Origin of the sequence: Microbulbifer sp. HZ11 (genome assembly GCF_000708675.1) — a bacterium.
Lineage (GTDB): Bacteria > Pseudomonadota > Gammaproteobacteria > Pseudomonadales > Cellvibrionaceae > Microbulbifer.
Genome location: NZ_JELR01000001.1, coordinates 1,126,781 through 1,144,222 on the forward strand (window position 1 = coordinate 1,126,781; position 17,442 = coordinate 1,144,222).

A 17,442-nucleotide genomic window follows, 5' to 3' on the forward strand; every position below is an offset into this window, starting at 1 on the left:
TATCCCTGTCTATGTCAGCGGTGCACGGATTATAGTTCAAGTTCGCATTAATTGAAGGATTCGCGCGCCATACTGGTGGCAGGGCGCGCCATTTTTTAGGGGTGCCCGGTGGCCGAAGCTGTTCGCCTCTGACAAGATTCAGGCGGTATACTGCCGCCCATGAATGACACTGCCCCCCCTGCACCTCCCTCGCCTCGTTACATCTTGGAGCACACCTTCGGCTACACCGAGTTCCGCGGTGACCAACAAGCCATTATCGAAACCCTGGTGGATGGGCAGGATGCTCTGGTCCTGATGCCAACCGGCGGCGGAAAATCACTGTGTTACCAGATCCCCGCCCTGGCGCGCCCTGGCTGCGGGGTAGTGATCTCCCCCCTGATCGCCCTGATGCAAGACCAGGTCGAGGCACTTACTGCGGTGGGGGTAGCAGCGGCCTTCCTGAATTCATCCCTGGACTATCAGCAGGCGCAGGCTCTGGAAGCGCAACTGTTACGCGGCGAGCTGGACCTGCTCTATCTGGCGCCAGAACGCCTGCTGCAGCCGCGAACCCTGGATCTGCTGGGCCAGGCCCGCATTTCGTTATTCGCCATCGACGAAGCGCACTGCGTCAGCCAGTGGGGGCACGACTTTCGTGCCGACTACTTGCAGCTTTCCTGTCTGCATGAGCGTTTTCCCACCGTACCGCGGGTGGCGCTGACGGCCACTGCGGACCAGCGCACACAAAAAGAGATTGCCCGGCGCCTGGACCTGGAAAACGCCCGCCATTTTGTCAGCAGTTTTGACCGACCAAATATCCAGTATCGAATCGCGGCCAAGAACAACCCCAAGCGTCAACTGCTGCAGTTTCTCAATGAAGAGCATCAGGGCAACGCCGGGGTGATCTACTGCCTGTCTCGCAACAAGGTAGAAGCCACTGCGAGCTGGCTGCAACAACAGGGTTTTAACGCGCTGCCCTATCATGCGGGCCTCTCCGCCGAGGTGCGGGCGGATCACCAGCGCCGCTTTCTGCGTGAGGAGGGCGTCATCGTGGTCGCCACGATCGCCTTTGGAATGGGTATCGACAAGCCGGATGTCCGCTTTGTCGCTCACCTGGACCTTCCCAAAAGTATCGAGGCTTACTATCAGGAAACCGGCCGAGCTGGCCGCGATGGGGAGCCGGCATCGGCACTGCTGCTTTACGGTCTCGAAGACGTGGTAAAACTGAGCCAGATGGCGAGCACCTCGGAAGGCAGTGAAGAACACAAGCGCCAGGAGCGTCAGCGACTGGATGCCATGCTGGGTCTGTGCGAAATCACCAGCTGCCGGCGCCGCGCCCTGTTGCGGTACTTCAATGAGGCACTATCGGAGGATTGCGGCAATTGCGATACCTGCCTGACGCCGCCCGTCACCTGGGATGCCAGCGAAGCGACCCGCAAGCTGATGTCATGTATTTACCGCACTGGTCAACGTTTCGGCGCGGCCCATGTGATTGATGTACTACGGGGTGCCGATACAGAAAAAATTCGACAGTTTCATCACAATCAGGTTTCCACTTACGGTATCGGCGCCGACCTCAGTGCCAATGAGTGGCGCGCAGTGGCGCGACAACTGGTTGTACGCGGCTACCTTCGGGTCAATCCAGAGGCGTTCAATGCCCTGCAACTCACCGAGCTATGCCGCCCGGTACTGCGCGGAGAAGAATCTGTGCAACTTCGCACCCTGCCCAAAGCCGCCAAGCACTCCGGTGCTCCGGAGCGCGGCCGCGCGCGCGCGGCGGTGGAAATCTCGCAAGAGGATCAACCTCTGTGGGATGCCCTGCGCGACCTGCGTAAATCCATCGCCGAGGAGCTGGGTGTACCACCTTACGTGGTATTCCACGATGCCACCCTGCGGGAGATGCTTAGCGCCCGGCCGCGCAATGCGCAGGAAATGCTCGCGGTTTCCGGCATTGGCGACAGCAAACTGGCGCGATTCGGTGACCCCTTTCTCAAGCTGTTGTCAGAATTTGATACGGTCACCGAAGCTGACACTTAATAACCTGTCCGTGTGCGGGCATATCGGGAATGATTTGCGGCCAAGCTGAATAACAACCAATAAAGGGTCCCGAGGGATCGCTGTTGAGGTGTCGACTCGAAATGAAAAAAATAATTCTGAGCCTCCTTGTCGTCATCGCGGCTTTAATTCTTGCACTCGCGCTTCTAGCGCCCCGGCTACTGGGGTTTTCCATAGCCGAGCTGGGTAATGCCGTGCGGGTTTCTACCGGCATGGGGGCAAAGCTCGCCTGTTCCGGGCGCTATCTCTCCGGCTTTGACCACACGCGCAACCTCAATGACCTGGCATCCTATTCTCCAGCAAACCGGTTACTGGACCTGCATTACGACGATCAGGCTGGGCGGGTTACCGCGACCCTGATGGGAATGGGCGAAACCAGTGCGACCTTTCGCCCCGGTCTCGGCTGCACACTGGATATCGGCGATACGAGCGCACTGGACGGGGTGACGGTAGCTTCGGTAGTTGCGTCCCAGGCACCCTGGCCCCACGGAAACTCCGCCCCCGATATCATCCCTTCACTGCAGGAGACGCTGGACGACATTCTCCGGCAGGACAACAGCGCAGGGCTCAATACCCGCGCCCTGGTTGTGATACAGGATGGAAAGCTGGTTGCAGAATCCTACGGTGAAAAGATTACCCCACAGACACCACTGCTCGGTTGGTCCATGGGTAAGAGCCTTACAGCGATACTGGTTGCCCGGTCGCAGGCCGTGCAGCCGGAGATAGACATATCCTCGCCGTTGTTCCCACATTGGCAGGACGAACGCCGCCGGATAAGCCTGGAAAACCTGCTACAGATGACTTCCGGGCTGGCTTTCGATGAAACCTACGCTCCCGGCAGCGATGCCACTAAAATGCTGTTCGGCGCCCACAGTGCATCGGATATTGCCATGCAAAGCCCGCTGGCACACCCACCGGGGGAGTATTTTTCCTATTCATCCGGCACTACCAATCTTCTTGCTCGCTGGGTATATGACCAGCTGGGCGCGCGTCCCCAGACAAATGTGGATTTCTTTCAGCAACAGATTCTCACCCCCCTGGCCATGAGCAACACCACCTTTGAGGTGGATGCCAGTGGCGTATTTGTGGGGAGTTCCTACATTTATGCCTCCGCCCGAGACTGGGCGCGCCTTGGTTTACTGATGCTGAATGGTGGAGACTGGAACGACGCTCCTCTGCTGCCCGAGGGCTGGGTCTCTGCGGCCAGCCAGCCCAATACCAGCACAAACGAACCACGCTATGGGTACCAGTTCTGGTTGAATGGCGGAGGTGAAACCCTGCGATTCCCAGAACTGCCCGAAGACAGCTACTTCATGCTGGGCAACCGCGAGCAGGCGGTAATGATTTCACCGTCCACCAGAACCGTGGTGGTTCGCCTCGGCTGGACCCGTGGCGACTACCCTACCGGCAAGAACTTCGCGCGACTGCTGCCCTGAGTAAATACCCGTCGCGCAATATCCCATGAATACCACGGCACCGCCGGCGCCAGCCCCTGCCAGCCCCAGAAAGAACCCCGGTGTCCGCGCTGCTCATCCCCCAACCACACGCAGACCCGGTTTAGCGCTGCAAGCGACGGCCAATGTCGTTACAATCGGCCCCCAAATTTCAGCGCCGCAAACGCCCCCGGTCGCGCAGCCGGGTGAACGGCCATTCAGTAACATCAAGGAAACCCATGATTCTTGCCTCGCTCGCCATTATTGCCGGATTTCTGCTGCTGATGTGGAGTGCCGATCGATTCGTCGATGGTGCTGCCGCCACTGCCAAGCACGCGGGAATGCCGCCACTGCTGATCGGCATGGTGATTGTGGGCTTTGGTACCTCAGCACCAGAAATGGTGGTATCTGCAATGGCGGCGCTGGACGGCAGCCCGGGCCTGGCACTGGGCAATGCCTACGGCTCCAATATTGCCAATACCGGTTTGATCCTCGGTGCCACAGCGCTGTTTATTCCGCTTACCGTCAACAGCAAAATCATCCACAAGGAACTGCCCCTGCTGTTGATCATTACCTGTCTTACCGCGGCATTCTTCTGGAATGGGACCCTGAGCCGAGCCGAGGGGCTGATACTGCTGGCAGGCTTTTTCGGCGTGATTGGCTGGTCGATTTATTCCGCAATCAAGGGAAAAGGCGACCTGATCGAAAGTGGCATGCAAGACAATCTGGAAGAGCACGACATGCCGCTGGGCAAGGCGATCTTCTGGGTGATAGCGGGCCTGATCCTGCTGATCATCAGCTCCCGCATGCTGGTATGGGGGGCCGTGACAATCGCACATCAGCTGGGCGTCAGTGACCTGATCATCGGACTGACGATTGTTGCACTGGGGACCTCATTGCCGGAACTGGCGGCAACGCTGGTTGCGGCAAAAAAGGGGCAACACGATATTGCCATTGGCAACGTGGTGGGCTCCAACATGTTTAACCTGTTGGCAGTGGTGGGCATTGCCGGAACCATTGCCCCCATGCCCGATGTGCCCCATGAACTTATCACCCGCGACTGGCCGATGGTGATGGGGCTGACCATCGCACTGTTTGTGTTTGGCTACGGGTTCGGCAAACGACAGGGGCGTATCAATCGGTTCGAGGGCGGCGCCCTGCTGACGGCCTATGTTGCCTACACCGCCTACCTGATCTATGAAATCACCAGTACCGCAGCGGCAACCTGACGTGATTGAATCACGCTAGCGGCGTTCAAGGCGCCGCACCCGTGCGCGGAGCTGTTCAATCTCATCCAACAGCTCCAATGCCAATGCCGCGCCCGCGTGATTTACCCCAAGATCCCGCTCCAGCCGGTACACCCGGCGCACCCGGCGGACACAGATACCACTAAATCGCAAGCCTGTACCTTCCTCCCGCGCATCAATAACCCCCTGCTCGACCATCGCCAGCACCTGCTCTGCACTCAGGTTGCAGGCGCGACACAGCTCTCGCAGAGTAAGTATGCTGTGCTCATCCAGCACTTCCGCAAGAATGTCTTCTGACTGATTACCCGATGGCATGGTCATGCACCTCCTCGGCTATCTGAACGGCGGGGATCAAACTGGAAATGATCGCGAAACTGACGATAGGCCTCGCACTCTTCCTCACTGTGGGCGGGCGGCGTGACGATATCCAGAACCACGAATAAATCTCCCGGTTCTTTCGCCGGGAGGCCCTTGCCCTTCAGGCGCAATTTACTGCCACTTTTACTATTTGGCGGCACGGTAAGATTGAGCGCCCCGTCCGGTGTCGTCACAGGTACTTTTGCGCCTAACGCTGCCTCCCAGGGAGCCACCGGCAGTTCCATATACACTGTTTTACCCTCCACACTAAATCGGGAGTGGGGGTTGAAAACAATTTCGAGATAAAGATCGCCGGCTTTACCATTGCCAATACCCGGCTGCCCCTGACCCGCAAGGCGCATTTGCTGACCTTCGGTAACCCCCTTGGGAATGGTGACGTTAAGCATGCGCTCTTTTACCACCGGGCGGCCGTCCGCACCCAACTCAGAGTGCTTGAGCGTAATCTGCCGCTTGCTGCCCCGATAGCTATCTTCGATATCAATGGCGATACGCGCGTGAGTATTTTCTCCCTGGGCATGGAATGCCTGACCTCCCCGGCTGAATCCGCCCCCCTGAAAACCACTTTGCCGAAAGCCGCCCCGCCCAAACAGGCTCTCAAAAAAGTCGCTGAAGGCTTCCGGGTCCGCTTCGGTATAGCCTCCCCCGCGAAACTCAAATCCCTGATCCCAGTCAGGCGGCGGATTAAAATCTTCACCGCTATTCCAGTTTTTTCCGAGTTGGTCGTATGCGGCACGCTTTTCCGGGTCTTTCAACACTTCGTAGGCTTCATTCACTTCCTTGAAGCGATCTTCCGCATCATCCTCTTTACTCACATCCGGATGGAATTTACGCGCCAGCTTGCGATAGGACTTTTTGATTTCATCCTGTGATGCTGTGCGCTCTACACCCAGAATTTGATAGTAGTCGCGATACTCCATGGACGATTGCCATTTCTCGATGATGATCGATGAATGAAAAAAGGCACCCGAAGGTGCCCTTTTCCGTTCTTCCTTGAACGCTACTCGCTAAATCACAATAAGTGATCAGAAGGAGTAACCAACACCCAGGTTGAATACCCAGGGGCTGTAATCTACGTCGTCGGATACGCTCAGGCGCGGATTACGCGGCAGAGTGGTATCGGTGTAGTAGGTGGTCAGATCGGTGTCGGCGTCGATGTACAGTACCGCGGCATTTACCAGGAAGGCGCTGTCACGGCCAAAGCGGAAGTCCACACCCAGCTGACCAGCAATACCCCAGGAGTGACCCAGGCCGTAATCCACATCGCGGATGCCCAGATCCGGTTCCCAGTTGTTGATATCGTCGCGGAATTCACCGCGCAGATGCTCATCACTGAAATCGGTGTAGTTCACACCAATGCCGATGTAGGGCTGGCCCATGCAGTCGCGGCTCAGCGGATACCAGTTCAGGAACGCATTCGCATAGCTGGCATCGAAGCTGCCTACGCGGTAGCGGTCAGTGTGGTAAGTGATATCGCCGTAGCGAATATCTTCAATGTCCAGATCGTGCTGGGTTGAACCGATATACATCAGTTCTACACCCCAATGCTCGACCGGCAGCCACGCACCGGAAATATTCCAGGTGGTGTCGGAATCGACATCAAACTTTGCAGTGCTGTAGCGATCGCTCAGACGGAACTGATCGTCATCGTCGTTAGGATCTACCCAGCTGGCACCAACACGTACAATAAAATCTCCATCGCTCAACCAATCAGCAGAAGCCTGCTGGGCATTAACCAAAGCAGCTACAGCGATTGCAAGCGGTGTCAGAACGCGTGTCATTTTCATTGAGAACTCCATCGTATTCGGCAAATTAAACAGCAATTAACCCAATCACTTGTCAGTCTAGACACGCCTGTGAGTGGCTGTAGAAAAAACAACCGAAAAAAATCTTCACTTGTGGAACTTTTGCGCGATTCCGTCGCCACCTTCATCAATAAACCAAAGTGATACGCCAGGCGGAAGACGTAACCCGAAAGAAGACACAAATGCGCAGGAGGGAAATGGCGACAAAAAAGAAATTTTCGCCGCCAGACGGGAGGAAAAAGAGGCGGTATGCGCCAACTGTTTCAGAAAAGCAATGGGCGCTGCAGGGAAATAGGAAATTTTCCGTCAGTCATTCAGGCGACATTCAGGTCCCACAAACAGAAAAATCGCAAGCGTAAAGAAGTGTTGAGAAAGCAAAAATTGGCGGGGAAATCTTTATTTTTTTCCGCCACCAAGACACTGAGGGCTGTCCGGAGCCTGTCCTTGCCACTCCTCTCCGGTGTAAAGATGCAGGGCCAGCGCGTGAATGGGGCCCGCCATTTCTTCGGCCAGTACGCCGTATACTTTCTGGTGCCGCTGCACTTTTCGCAGCCCCTTCAGCGCCTCACTGACCAGCACAACACGGAAGTGCATTTCAGAACCTTCCGGCACATTGTGCATATGGCTTTCACACTGCACTTCGATATGGGATGGTTCAAAGGCTGCCGTCAGCTTTTCCTGAATCTGCTGCGCAAGAGACATACCTGCTCCTCTATCCAACACTCACTAACTCTCAAGATATGAATCAGGCCTGATTTACTTCGGCCTGGCGCTTGCGTGCTGCAACAATCGTATCGTAAGCCACTGTCACGCTTTTCATCTGATCTTCCGCATGGCGCATGAATTCTTCCGGCAGCCCTTTGGAGGCAATCTTGTCCGGGTGAAATTCCGCCGCCTTCCGACGGTAAGCCAGCTTCAGCTCGCGATCACTCGCGTCCGGGCTGCATTCCAGTATGTCGTAATGTGCCTTGAGGCTGTCACCGCTGGCCGCAGGCCCAGCACCATGCCCGAACTCATTGAACATGGCCGTAAATATGGAGGCGTGTAAGCCAAGCTCTTCAGGAATCCGTCGCAGGATCTGCTCTTCCGCCGGATGTAGCTCTCCGTCGGCAAACGCTACGGCAAAAAGCAGGCGGTAAACCATTTCCCGCATGGCCTGATTGCGGATCAGCTGACGGTACTGGCGTGCGTAGTCGTAGATCGAATACTGATCCGATTTGGCATTCTGAAATATCTTGATCGCCTGTTGGCGGTCCTCCGCATTCAGGCGCAGATTGTTGTTGATGAAGTCGTCGATCAATTGAACTTCGGCTTTGGAAACCTGGCCGTCCGCCTTGGCCATTTTCGCCAGCATCGAAAACAGAGCAACGATAAATACCGTCTGAGCGCCTTCGCGGTTAAGCGGGATACCGGCTTCACTGAGCTTTTTCAGGCCGGAGCCAAAAGAACTCCCCACCCAGGCCCCCAGGGCCGCACCGATAGGACCGCCAAACATCATGCCAATACCGGCACCGATACCCGCTCCCAACCAGGACATAACTTCTCCTTCCCGACACCTGCACTGGCGCCACTGACCGTAAAAACGGCGGCCATCTTACCACGGGGGGCGCTGCGCCCCTATTTTGCGCCAGCAAACAGGAACTGATCGGTCACGGAAGTTCATTCAGCCATAAAAAAACCGCTCTGGACACACTCGGTCCGACCACATCAGCCGGTCATGGCGCGCACCATGGTGATCATCACACCTGCCGCCACTGCGGAACCGATTACACCGGCCACATTTGGCCCCATGGCGTGCATCAACAGGAAATTGTGCGGATTTGCCTCCAGGCCCAGTTTATTGGATACACGCGCCGCCATAGGCACCGCTGAAACACCGGCAGAACCGATCAGAGGATTGACCTTGTTCTTACTCACGGTATTCATGAGCTTCGCCATCAGAACACCCGCCGCGGTGCCAATGGCAAAAGCAACGATACCCAGCGCAAGGATACCGAGGGTTTTCGGGTCAAGGAATTTGTCCGCCGCCAGTTTGGAACCCACAGAGAGCCCCAGAAAAATGGTGGTGATATTGATGAGCGCATTCTGTGCCGTATCCGACAATCGGGAAACCACTCCGCACTCACGCATCAGATTACCAAAGCAGAACATACCCAACAGCGGTGCTGCATCCGGCAGGAAAAGCGCTACCAGGATCAGTAGCACCAGCGGGAAAACGATTTTCTCGCGCTTGCTCACATGCCGCAGTTGCACCATTTCAATTCGACGCTCCTGCTCCGTGGTCAGGGCACGCATAATGGGAGGCTGAATCAGGGGTACCAGCGCCATATAGGAATAGGCGGCTACCGCAATCGCACCCAGCAGGTCAGGTGCCAGCAGACTGGAAACGTAAATTGCCGTCGGGCCGTCCGCACCACCGATGATGCCGATAGCGGCCGCGTCAGCGATAGAGAAATCCATAATGCCAGCGGCGGACATGGCCACCGCGCCCAGTACCGTTGCGAAGATACCAAACTGCGCCGCGGCACCCAGAAACAAGGTGCGAGGATTGGCCAACAGAGGACCGAAATCGGTCATGGCACCAACGCCCATAAAGATCACCAGTGGCGCTACACCGGAGGCAATGGCAACGTTATAGAAGTTGTACAACATGCCATTGGAGAAACCCGCATCCGCAGCGATCTGGGAGGCTCGCTCTGCGGCAGCGGCCGGTGCGCTTTCCAGAGCGGCCTTGAGGCTTTCGATGGATTCCGAGGCACCAAGGCCGAGCGCCTGTGACAGCTGCGCCAGAACACCCGCATCACCGGAGGCAATCGCAGCTTCTACCGCAGGTAGTGCCAGGTTTGCCCCAGGGATATTTGCCAGAATACCGCCGAAACCGATCGGTACCAGCAACAGCGGCTCAAAGTTTTTGCGAATGGCCAGGAACAGCAGACCAAGGCACACCACAATCATGGAGAACTGGCCGATGGTCATCTGGTTGGCGCCGGATGAAAGCCAGAGGTTCGTTAAATTTTCCACAGTGGCCCCCGTTACGCGATGGTTAGCAGGCTATCGCCCACCGCCACAGAGTCACCTTCTTTAATGGTGACACCGGTTACGCTACCGGCGCGGGGGGCACTGACGGCCGTTTCCATTTTCATGGCTTCCAGAATCACGATGTTCTGGCCTTCCGCGACCTGGTCACCGGGTTTTACCAGCACCTTGAAGATATTACCTGCCAACGGCGCTTTTACCGGCTCGCCTGAGCCCTCAGCGGGTGAAGAGCCCTCAGCGGGTGATGAACCCGCAGAGCCGACCGGGGCTGCGCCACCCACTTTCACCATACCGGTGACATCGCCGCCGTCAGCCACGGTGACGGTATAACTTTCGCCTTCCACGGAAACCGTGTACACCGATTCGCCTTGGTCATTTTTGACTTCGCTGGACTCATTGCCAGTGGGTACCGGTTCGAAGGCAGAGGCATCGCCGCGGTTCTTGAGGAATTTCAGACCGATCTGCGGGAAAAGTGCGTAAGTCAGCACATCGTCGATCTCACCATCGCCATCGGTCAGTGCAATATCGTCTTCTGCAGATTTCTGCTTTAACTCTGCAGCCAGCTTGTCCAGCTCCGGGGCAATCAGATCCGCCGGGCGACAGGTTACCGGTTCACCACCGTCGAGCACTTTGTCCTGCAGCTCTTTATTCACTTCCGCCGGGGTCGCGCCATACTCACCTTTCAATACTGCGGCGGTTTCTTTGGAAATGGACTTGTACCGCTCGCCCGTCAATACGTTAAGCACGGACTGAGTACCCACGATCTGCGAAGTCGGCGTGACCAGCGGGATGTAACCGAGATCTTTGCGCACGCGGGGAATCTCTTCCAGTACCTCGTCCAGACGATCGCCGGCGCCCTGCTCGCGCAGCTGATTTTCCATGTTGGTCAACATACCACCGGGCACCTGCGCTACCAGAATACGGGAGTCCACGCCGCGCAGGGAGCCTTCGAATTTCGCGTACTTTTTGCGGACCTCACGGAAGTAAGCCGCGATTTCTTCCAACAGATTGATGTCCAGACCGGTATCACGATCGGTGCCTTCGAGGATCGCCACAACTGCCTCGGTGGGGCTGTGTCCATAGGTCATGGACATGGAAGATATTGCGGTATCGATATTATCGATACCGGCTTCCACACACTTCAGTGCGGTGGCCGTCGAAAGGCCCGTAGTGGCGTGGCACTGCATATGGATGGGAATATCCACGGCCGCTTTCAGCTTGGAGACCAGCTCGTAGCCTTCGTAGGGGCGCAGCAGGCCGGCCATATCTTTAATGGCAATGGAGTCCGCCCCCATATCTTCAATCTGGCGTCCCAGATCAACCCACATGTCCATGTTGTGCACAGGGCTCACGGTATAAGAGATGGTGCCTTGTGCATGCTTACCCTGCTTCTTCACCGCCGCCAGTGCAGTCTTCAGGTTTCGCATATCGTTCATGGCATCGAACACGCGGAAAACATCCACGCCGTTGGTGGCCGCTCGCTCGACAAATTTTTCCACCACGTCATCCGCATAGTGGCGGTAGCCCAAAATATTCTGACCGCGGAACAACATCTGCTGCGGAGTATTGGGCATGGCCTTTTTCAGTTCACGAATGCGCTCCCAGGGGTCCTCACCCAAATAACGGATACAGGCATCAAAGGTGGCGCCACCCCAGGATTCGAGAGACCAGAAACCGACCTTATCCAGCTTTTCCGCAATGGGTAGCATGTCGTCCAACCGCAAGCGGGTGGCGAACAGGGACTGGTGGGCGTCACGCAGAACTACGTCGGTAATTCCGAGCGGGGATTTTTTAACTAAAGAGTTAACCTCAGTCATAGGTGGTCTCTCTTCAAAATTGATCTTGGCAAATGAAAATTGGTGTTGCTTTTATCCGCGAGTCCACGCGAGCAGTGATTCCGCGCGGCAAGCCGGCACACAGCTCCGGCGCAACGTTTCGCAAATTATTTGCGACGGTTACGGTGCTGCTCGATAGCAGCCTGGATAATTTTGCGCAGGCGTTGATCGCCGGCGGGGGATTGGGGGGCGGACGCCGGAGAAGGCGCGGCAACGGGTTCGGGCTCGGGGAAGAAGCGCGTCATGACACGGGACATGACCGTGGTACAGATCACCAACAGCAGCAGAAATGTAAATACGATTCCCATGCCGAACAGTGTGATGTCCAGTCCTTGCTGCAGTAGTGCGTCTTGCACGGTAACCCCCTCGCTTCGTTGCTTTTATTACTCTGGTTATTGCTCTGGTTGTATAGCGGACTCAGGTAGTGTCCTGGCCTAGCGATACCAGTCTTATTGTGCAGATCTCCGCAACCTGCATTCGAGCGGGCGATATTATCAGTAAAAGAACCTTTCAAAATCAAACACTTATTAGTTACAGAAGCAACCAAGAACCGCGACAAAACCCTCTATTTCGACCAATTTGCCTGCCAGATTCGACCAGTTAGCCCCGCAGGTCCGCCCCGGCGTCGCCTGTTGGGCCCGCCACCTGTGACTCTCCAGCTAGCGCCTGCGGCACTGCGCAATATCTAACCAGGCAGAAGGTTTTCTCGTACAATGCGTGCGCTTAGCCAATTCCAAGTTGTACGCACGGACCATTTTTGCCATCCATGAACACAGAATCAGCTCAAACCAAGACGCCCTTGATCTATCAGGCCCCTATGGAAGGCGTGATCGACCACCATGTCCGTGCCCTGCTGTCAAAGATTGGGGGCGTGGATGTGTGTGTCACAGAGTTTGTGCGCGTAACCCATACCAAACTGCCACGGCGCGTATTTACCCGCCTGTGCCCGGAGCTGAACCAGGGGGCAGTAACGCCAACGGGCACACCAGTGAAATTGCAGCTGCTGGGGGGCAATCCCACCGCGATGGCATTCAACGCGATCCGTGCGGTAGAAGCGGGCGCAACCGCAATCGATCTCAACTTCGGGTGCCCGGCCAAACAGGTGAACAACAGTGATGGCGGTGCCTGCCTGTTGAAATCACCATCGCGGGTGGAAGCGGTTGTGGCCGCAGTGCGCCAGGCGGTGCCCCCAGAGATCCCGGTATCGGCGAAAATCCGCCTGGGGTTCGAAGACCGCAGTGCCTATATGGACAACGCCCGCGCGGCGGAAGCCGGAGGTGCGTCGGAACTGGCCGTACACGCCCGCTCGAAAGTCGATGGCTATCGGCCACCGGCCTATTGGGAGTACATCGGTGAAATTCGCCAGGCCCTGGACATTCCCGTGATAGCGAATGGCGATTTGTGGACGCTGGCAGACTTCCAGCGCTGCCGCGAGGTTACCGGCTGTGACGCTTATATGTTTGGCCGCAGCCTGTTGGCGCGCCCGGACATCGGCCTGCAGATTCGGGCGCTCTGCGCCGGAGACAAGGTGACGCCCCTCACCTGGCCCGAGGTCGCCAGTATCCTCTATGAGTACTACACCACCACCAAGGATATCTATCCCGCCAAATACCTGGGTAATCGGGTCAAGCAGTGGCTGGCCTATCTGAAGCTGAGCTTTCCGCAGGCGCAGGTGTTCTTTGAGCAGATCAAACGCCACCGGGATCCGGAGATTCTGGAGTGGGCATTTGCTCAGCATCTAGACCAATCCGGGACGGAATTACAGGATCAACTGGCTTCGTAAGAAAAATCCCAAAAAACTGCTTGCATTGGTACAGAAGGCACGGCAGAATGCGCGCCCTATCGAGCTGAAGCAAAGGTTTCGGCCAGCAGCAAAAGCTCGGTAACTTGCGGATTTTTAAAGAGTTTTTAAAAAATCTTTTTAAAAAAATGTTGACGAAGCCAAGGCAAGTCACTATAGTTCGCAACCACAACGACGCGCTCGTAGCTCAGCTGGATAGAGTACCTGGCTACGAACCAGGCGGTCGGAGGTTCGAATCCTCCCGAGCGCGCCATACAAGAGGCCCTGAACTCGCAAGAGTTCGGGGCTTTTTCTTTTCCGCTCTCTGCTCCCCGGCTCAATTTTTCCAAATTTGACGCACCCGTCAGCTATCCTTAGTCAGGAACCGGAAAATAAAACCTTTTCCGCCAGACGTAATCTGATAAAGAAATGCCCCGTCATGGCCCAATGCTGTTCACCTCACAAAACTGAGAGCGAAGGTGGCGATACCGCCACAGAATTACTCAAGTGAACAACATTGCGGAATATGTCAGGCATCACACAACAAGTATTACTGGGGGTTGTATGACCACAGAACTTATCGAGCTCGTCGATGCACGGGTTTCCCCAACGGGCCAGTTCGATATCCTCTCCAAGTATGAGATCCACAAGCTCACCGACACCAGTCGCGGGCCGCAAAACACCATCTTCCGCAACTGCGCGCTCGCCGTTCTGAATTGCGGTAACTATATGGACGATGGCAAGGAGCTACTGGAAAAATTTTCCGACTTCGATATCTCCGTCATCCCTACCGAGCGCTCTGTCAAACTCAAGGTCTGCAATGCACCGGCCACCGCTTTTGTAGACGGGCGTATGATCCAAGGTATTGCTGAACATCTGTTCGCGGTGTTGCGGGACATCATTTACGTCAGAAGTGAGATTACCGGCGACCCTCGCTACGATCTGGTCTCAGCTCAGGGTGTGACAGACGCGGTATTTCATATCCTGAGAAACGCCGGCACTTTTGATCGTACCCGTGCCCCCCGCCTTGTGGTCTGCTGGGGCGGCCACTCAATTTCCAGAGAGGAGTACGACTACACCAAAAAGGTGGGCTATGAACTGGCACTACGCAGCCTGGATATCTGCACTGGCTGCGGCCCGGGCGCCATGAAAGGCCCCATGAAAGGCGCCACCATCGGCCACGCAAAGCAGCGCGATGCGCACGGTCAGTACCTGGGCATCACCGAGCCTGGAATTATTGCCGCAGAGGCACCCAACCCGATCGTCAATCAGCTGGTGATCATGCCGGACATTGAGAAGCGCCTGGAAGCATTTGTGCGCACCGGTCACGGGATCGTTGTATTCCCCGGTGGCGCCGGAACTGCGGAAGAGATTCTGTACCTGCTTGGCATCCTGCTGCATCAGGACAATAAGGAGCAGCCCTTCCCGGTTATTTTCACTGGGCCCGCCAGCGCTGCGGAATACTTTGAACAGATTGACCGGTTCATTGGCGAGACACTTGGAGACGAAGCGCAGTCACGTTACCAGATCATTATCGACGACCCGCAGGAGGTAGGCCGCCAGATGTCTGCGGGTATCCTGAAGGTGCGCCAGTACCGCAAGGACACCGGAGACGCGTACTACTACAACTGGAAGCTGAAGGTCTCCACCGAGTTTCAACGTCCGTTTGTTCCCAGCCATGAAAACATGCGCGCGCTCGCACTGCACAACAACCAGGAGCCTTACCTACTGGCGGCAAATTTACGCCGGGCCTTTTCCGGTATTGTTTCCGGAAATGTGAAGGATGAAGGTATTCGCAATGTGGAGAAAAACGGCCCCTACGAACTGCGTGGAGATCCGGCATTAATGCGCAGTATGGATACGCTGCTGAACTCCTTTGTGAAACAGCAGCGGATGAAATTACCAGGAAAAGCGTATACGCCCTGCTACACCATCGCCACAAACTAACGACGGATTTTATCAAGCTCCGCCACCGCTTCAGGTGGCGGCCTCTACACCGCGCTCCGTGGTCGGCGACACCGCTTCCGCCTCCTCCTCGGGTGCGATCAGACTGACAATCTGCCAGTCCTCCTTAATCTCAAATTCATGCCCAATTGTGCAGATGTGGATCTTCCCCTGGGGATCTACCGCATACAGCGGGGTAGCGCGATTGCCGTAAGTTTTCCCATAGTCTTCCAGGGTAAACTCTTCGCTGAGCCGCGTTGTGCGTATGGTCGCGCCCCTTGCGGTGAGGCTCGCCAGGCGCCCGTAAGTGGCGTTTTCGGAAAACAGGATCAGCTTCCGTGCGTACTCTTCCGATACCTGATGGCTGGCCCTTCCGGCCTGAGAGCCCGGGTTCAGACCAAACACCGCGTCATCTCCCAGCATGTGCTCAAAGTGATAAGTCACCAGCGGATTGAGCTGTTTGTATGGCGACAGGACCAGCACCTTGCCAACCGTGGATATATCCATGGTCAGACTGGCGTGTTCGGAAATGGGATTACCATAATAGGTGGGGATATTGTCCATACGCGCCTCACTGATGCTATCCCAGTTGGTATCCGCGATCCGCACCGGTACCTCTTTCTGCATCAAGTCTTTCGCCAGCATCCGGGCGAATTTGCCTCCACCGAAAATCAGGAACCCATTGGGGTATGGCGCACGTACCCCCAGAAGCCTGGCAATAGGTTTAGACGTCAGACTCTGAACAACCACGGTGGTGATAATCAGGAGGAACACCATGGGTACCAGCAACTCGGATTTCGGCAGCCCGAAGGACTCCATTTTCAGTGCGAAGAGCGCAGACACTGCGGCGGCAACAATGCCGCGGGGAGCAATCCAGCTCAAAAGCGTCAGCTCCCGCCAGTTCAGACCCGAGCCCGGCGCCGACAGAAAAACCGAGAGGGGGCGGGCAACGTACATAATTGCGGCAAGTACCAACACAGCCCCCCATCCAAGTTGCGCCAGAGTGAACAATTCCACCCTGGCTGCCAACAGAATAAACAGTGCCGAAATCAGCAGCACGCTGAGGGTTTCCTTGAATTCCAGGATGTCGTCGACGTCGAGGCCCTTCATGTTTGCCATCCAGATCCCCATTACCGTCACTGTCAGCAGCCCGGACTCATGAGCCATAAGGTCGGATGCAGCATAGGCGCCGAGCATCAGGGTCAGCACGGCGGTATTGCGCAGATAATGTGGTACCCAGTTGTTGCGCAGCAAAGTACCGAGAAAATGGCCCATCAGGGAACCGAGGCCAAACCCGATCACCACCACTTTCAACAGCAGAATCAGTGAGTGCTCAAACGGATTCTGGGTGGCAACAATATATTCGTAAACAAGTACCGCAAGGAGCGCGCCGATGGGATCAATCACGATGCCTTCCCAGCGCAGGATATTGGAGATTCGGGTGTTGGGTCGCACGGTGCGCAACATAGGTACGATTACCGTCGGCCCGGTAACCGTGACGATGGCACCAAACAGCGCCGCCAGCTGCATGGGCATGCCGAGCACATAGTAAGCAACCGGAGTGGCCACCAGCCAAGTGACCAGTGCCCCCAGAGTACACAGGTTGCGCACCATGGTACCGTGGCCGGCAAGGTCTGAAAGTTTCAGGGTAAGCGCACCCTCAAACAAAATGATCGCTACCGCCAGAGATACCAGTGGAAATAAAAGATCTCCGAACAAGGCGTCCGGGTCCAAGGCTCCGGTGACCGGCCCCAACGCCAGTCCCGCCAGTAGAAGCGGAAGAATCGCCGGCAGCTTCAACATATACGCGAGGTACTGACAGGCGATCGAAACGATGCCCACCAGCACCAGCATGGCCATAGGGTTTGAAAGAATCTGTTCCATAGAAAAGCATTTGCCAAAATCCGATTACTGGCCGTTACCCTACCATATGGAACCACTCACCCATCACGGCAA

15 protein-coding genes and 1 tRNA gene are annotated in these 17,442 nt (G+C 56.3%); 7 read left to right on the forward strand and 9 right to left on the reverse strand.

Annotation, left to right across the window (positions count from 1 at the left end; all coding sequences use genetic code 11):
- Positions 1 to 159: 159 nt before the first annotated feature.
- From recQ to AU11_RS05005, 3 genes are all read left to right on the forward strand, one after another.
- Positions 160 to 2,013 carry a DNA helicase RecQ gene (gene recQ / locus AU11_RS04995; protein ID WP_051686963.1) on the forward strand — a complete coding sequence of 618 codons (1,854 nt, stop codon included), beginning with the start codon at positions 160 to 162 and terminating at the stop codon, positions 2,011 to 2,013.
- Between the two features lie 101 nt (positions 2,014 to 2,114).
- Positions 2,115 to 3,467 (forward strand): serine hydrolase, encoded by a 1,353-nt coding sequence (locus AU11_RS05000; RefSeq protein ID WP_043316934.1) that lies wholly within the window; start codon positions 2,115 to 2,117, stop codon positions 3,465 to 3,467.
- A gap of 236 nt (positions 3,468 to 3,703) precedes the next feature.
- Complete coding sequence (locus tag AU11_RS05005; protein ID WP_043316936.1) at positions 3,704 to 4,693, forward strand: calcium/sodium antiporter; 990 nt, start codon at positions 3,704 to 3,706, stop codon at positions 4,691 to 4,693.
- Positions 4,694 to 4,708: 15 nt separating this feature from the next.
- On the opposite strand, the gene AU11_RS05010 is transcribed toward AU11_RS05005, so the two are convergent.
- The 3 genes from AU11_RS05010 to AU11_RS05020 form a co-directional block, all read right to left on the reverse strand.
- A complete protein-coding gene (locus tag AU11_RS05010; RefSeq protein WP_231491549.1) occupies positions 4,709 to 5,032 on the reverse strand; it encodes a chaperone modulator CbpM in 324 nt (107 codons plus the stop codon).
- Entirely contained in the window at positions 5,029 to 6,006 is a 978-nt protein-coding gene (locus AU11_RS05015) for a DnaJ C-terminal domain-containing protein (protein WP_043316938.1), read from the reverse strand. Before AU11_RS05015 ends, AU11_RS05010 begins: the two co-directional genes overlap by 4 nt.
- Before the next feature lie 105 nt (positions 6,007 to 6,111).
- Positions 6,112 to 6,873 (reverse strand): OmpW family protein, encoded by a 762-nt coding sequence (locus AU11_RS05020; RefSeq protein ID WP_043316940.1) that lies wholly within the window; start codon positions 6,871 to 6,873, stop codon positions 6,112 to 6,114.
- A gap of 73 nt (positions 6,874 to 6,946) precedes the next feature.
- Between AU11_RS05020 and AU11_RS18245 the strand changes: the two genes are divergently transcribed.
- Positions 6,947 to 7,186 (forward strand): hypothetical protein, encoded by a 240-nt coding sequence (locus AU11_RS18245; RefSeq protein ID WP_156035139.1) that lies wholly within the window; start codon positions 6,947 to 6,949, stop codon positions 7,184 to 7,186.
- 101 nt (positions 7,187 to 7,287) lie between these two features.
- Here the strand turns inward: AU11_RS18245 and AU11_RS05025 are convergent, their stop codons facing one another.
- From AU11_RS05025 to AU11_RS05045, 5 genes are all read right to left on the reverse strand, one after another.
- The gene (locus tag AU11_RS05025; RefSeq protein WP_043316942.1) at positions 7,288 to 7,593 is read right to left on the reverse strand and encodes a BolA family transcriptional regulator; all 306 of its coding nucleotides are present in this window, start codon (positions 7,591 to 7,593) and stop codon (positions 7,288 to 7,290) included.
- A gap of 43 nt (positions 7,594 to 7,636) precedes the next feature.
- Positions 7,637 to 8,428, reverse strand: a complete 792-nt coding sequence (gene djlA / locus AU11_RS05030) for a co-chaperone DjlA (RefSeq protein ID WP_043316944.1) — start codon at positions 8,426 to 8,428, stop codon at positions 7,637 to 7,639.
- A 170-nt stretch (positions 8,429 to 8,598) separates the two neighbouring features.
- On the reverse strand, positions 8,599 to 9,912 hold the full coding sequence (locus AU11_RS05035) for a sodium ion-translocating decarboxylase subunit beta (protein ID WP_043316947.1): 1,314 nt from the start codon (positions 9,910 to 9,912) through the stop codon (positions 8,599 to 8,601).
- Positions 9,913 to 9,923: 11 nt separating this feature from the next.
- Positions 9,924 to 11,744, reverse strand: coding sequence for a sodium-extruding oxaloacetate decarboxylase subunit alpha (gene oadA, locus AU11_RS05040; protein ID WP_043316949.1), 1,821 nt, complete (start codon positions 11,742 to 11,744; stop codon positions 9,924 to 9,926).
- A 125-nt stretch (positions 11,745 to 11,869) separates the two neighbouring features.
- Positions 11,870 to 12,118, reverse strand: coding sequence for an OadG family protein (locus AU11_RS05045; RefSeq protein WP_043316951.1), 249 nt, complete (start codon positions 12,116 to 12,118; stop codon positions 11,870 to 11,872).
- A gap of 410 nt (positions 12,119 to 12,528) precedes the next feature.
- Here AU11_RS05045 and AU11_RS05050 point away from each other — a divergent pair, with 410 nt between their 5' ends.
- From AU11_RS05050 to ppnN, 3 genes are all read left to right on the forward strand, one after another.
- Positions 12,529 to 13,545: a tRNA-dihydrouridine synthase gene (locus AU11_RS05050; protein WP_051686964.1), complete on the forward strand. Its 1,017-nt coding sequence runs from the start codon at positions 12,529 to 12,531 to the stop codon at positions 13,543 to 13,545.
- 194 nt (positions 13,546 to 13,739) lie between these two features.
- Positions 13,740 to 13,816: transfer RNA gene (locus tag AU11_RS05055), tRNA-Arg, on the forward strand.
- A 290-nt stretch (positions 13,817 to 14,106) separates the two neighbouring features.
- Entirely contained in the window at positions 14,107 to 15,489 is a 1,383-nt protein-coding gene (gene ppnN / locus AU11_RS05060; RefSeq protein WP_043316956.1) for a nucleotide 5'-monophosphate nucleosidase PpnN, read from the forward strand.
- 30 nt (positions 15,490 to 15,519) lie between these two features.
- Here ppnN and AU11_RS05065 read toward each other — a convergent pair whose 3' ends face one another.
- Positions 15,520 to 17,370, reverse strand: coding sequence for a sodium:proton antiporter (locus AU11_RS05065; protein WP_043316958.1), 1,851 nt, complete (start codon positions 17,368 to 17,370; stop codon positions 15,520 to 15,522).
- Between the last annotated feature and the right edge of the window lie 72 nt (positions 17,371 to 17,442).

Coding starts and splice junctions, on each gene's coding strand:
- recQ (WP_051686963.1), top strand. CDS start 160: ATGAATGACACTGCCCCCCCTGCACCTCCCTCGCCTCGTTACATCTTG.
- AU11_RS05000 (WP_043316934.1), top strand. CDS start 2,115: ATGAAAAAAATAATTCTGAGCCTCCTTGTCGTCATCGCGGCTTTAATT.
- AU11_RS05005 (WP_043316936.1), top strand. CDS start 3,704: ATGATTCTTGCCTCGCTCGCCATTATTGCCGGATTTCTGCTGCTGATG.
- AU11_RS05010 (WP_231491549.1), bottom strand. CDS start 5,032: ATGACCATGCCATCGGGTAATCAGTCAGAAGACATTCTTGCGGAAGTG.
- AU11_RS05015 (WP_043316938.1), bottom strand. CDS start 6,006: ATGGAGTATCGCGACTACTATCAAATTCTGGGTGTAGAGCGCACAGCA.
- AU11_RS05020 (WP_043316940.1), bottom strand. CDS start 6,873: ATGAAAATGACACGCGTTCTGACACCGCTTGCAATCGCTGTAGCTGCT.
- AU11_RS05025 (WP_043316942.1), bottom strand. CDS start 7,593: ATGTCTCTTGCGCAGCAGATTCAGGAAAAGCTGACGGCAGCCTTTGAA.
- djlA (WP_043316944.1), bottom strand. CDS start 8,428: ATGTCCTGGTTGGGAGCGGGTATCGGTGCCGGTATTGGCATGATGTTT.
- oadA (WP_043316949.1), bottom strand. CDS start 11,744: ATGACTGAGGTTAACTCTTTAGTTAAAAAATCCCCGCTCGGAATTACC.
- AU11_RS05050 (WP_051686964.1), top strand. CDS start 12,529: ATGAACACAGAATCAGCTCAAACCAAGACGCCCTTGATCTATCAGGCC.
- ppnN (WP_043316956.1), top strand. CDS start 14,107: ATGACCACAGAACTTATCGAGCTCGTCGATGCACGGGTTTCCCCAACG.
- AU11_RS05065 (WP_043316958.1), bottom strand. CDS start 17,370: ATGGAACAGATTCTTTCAAACCCTATGGCCATGCTGGTGCTGGTGGGC.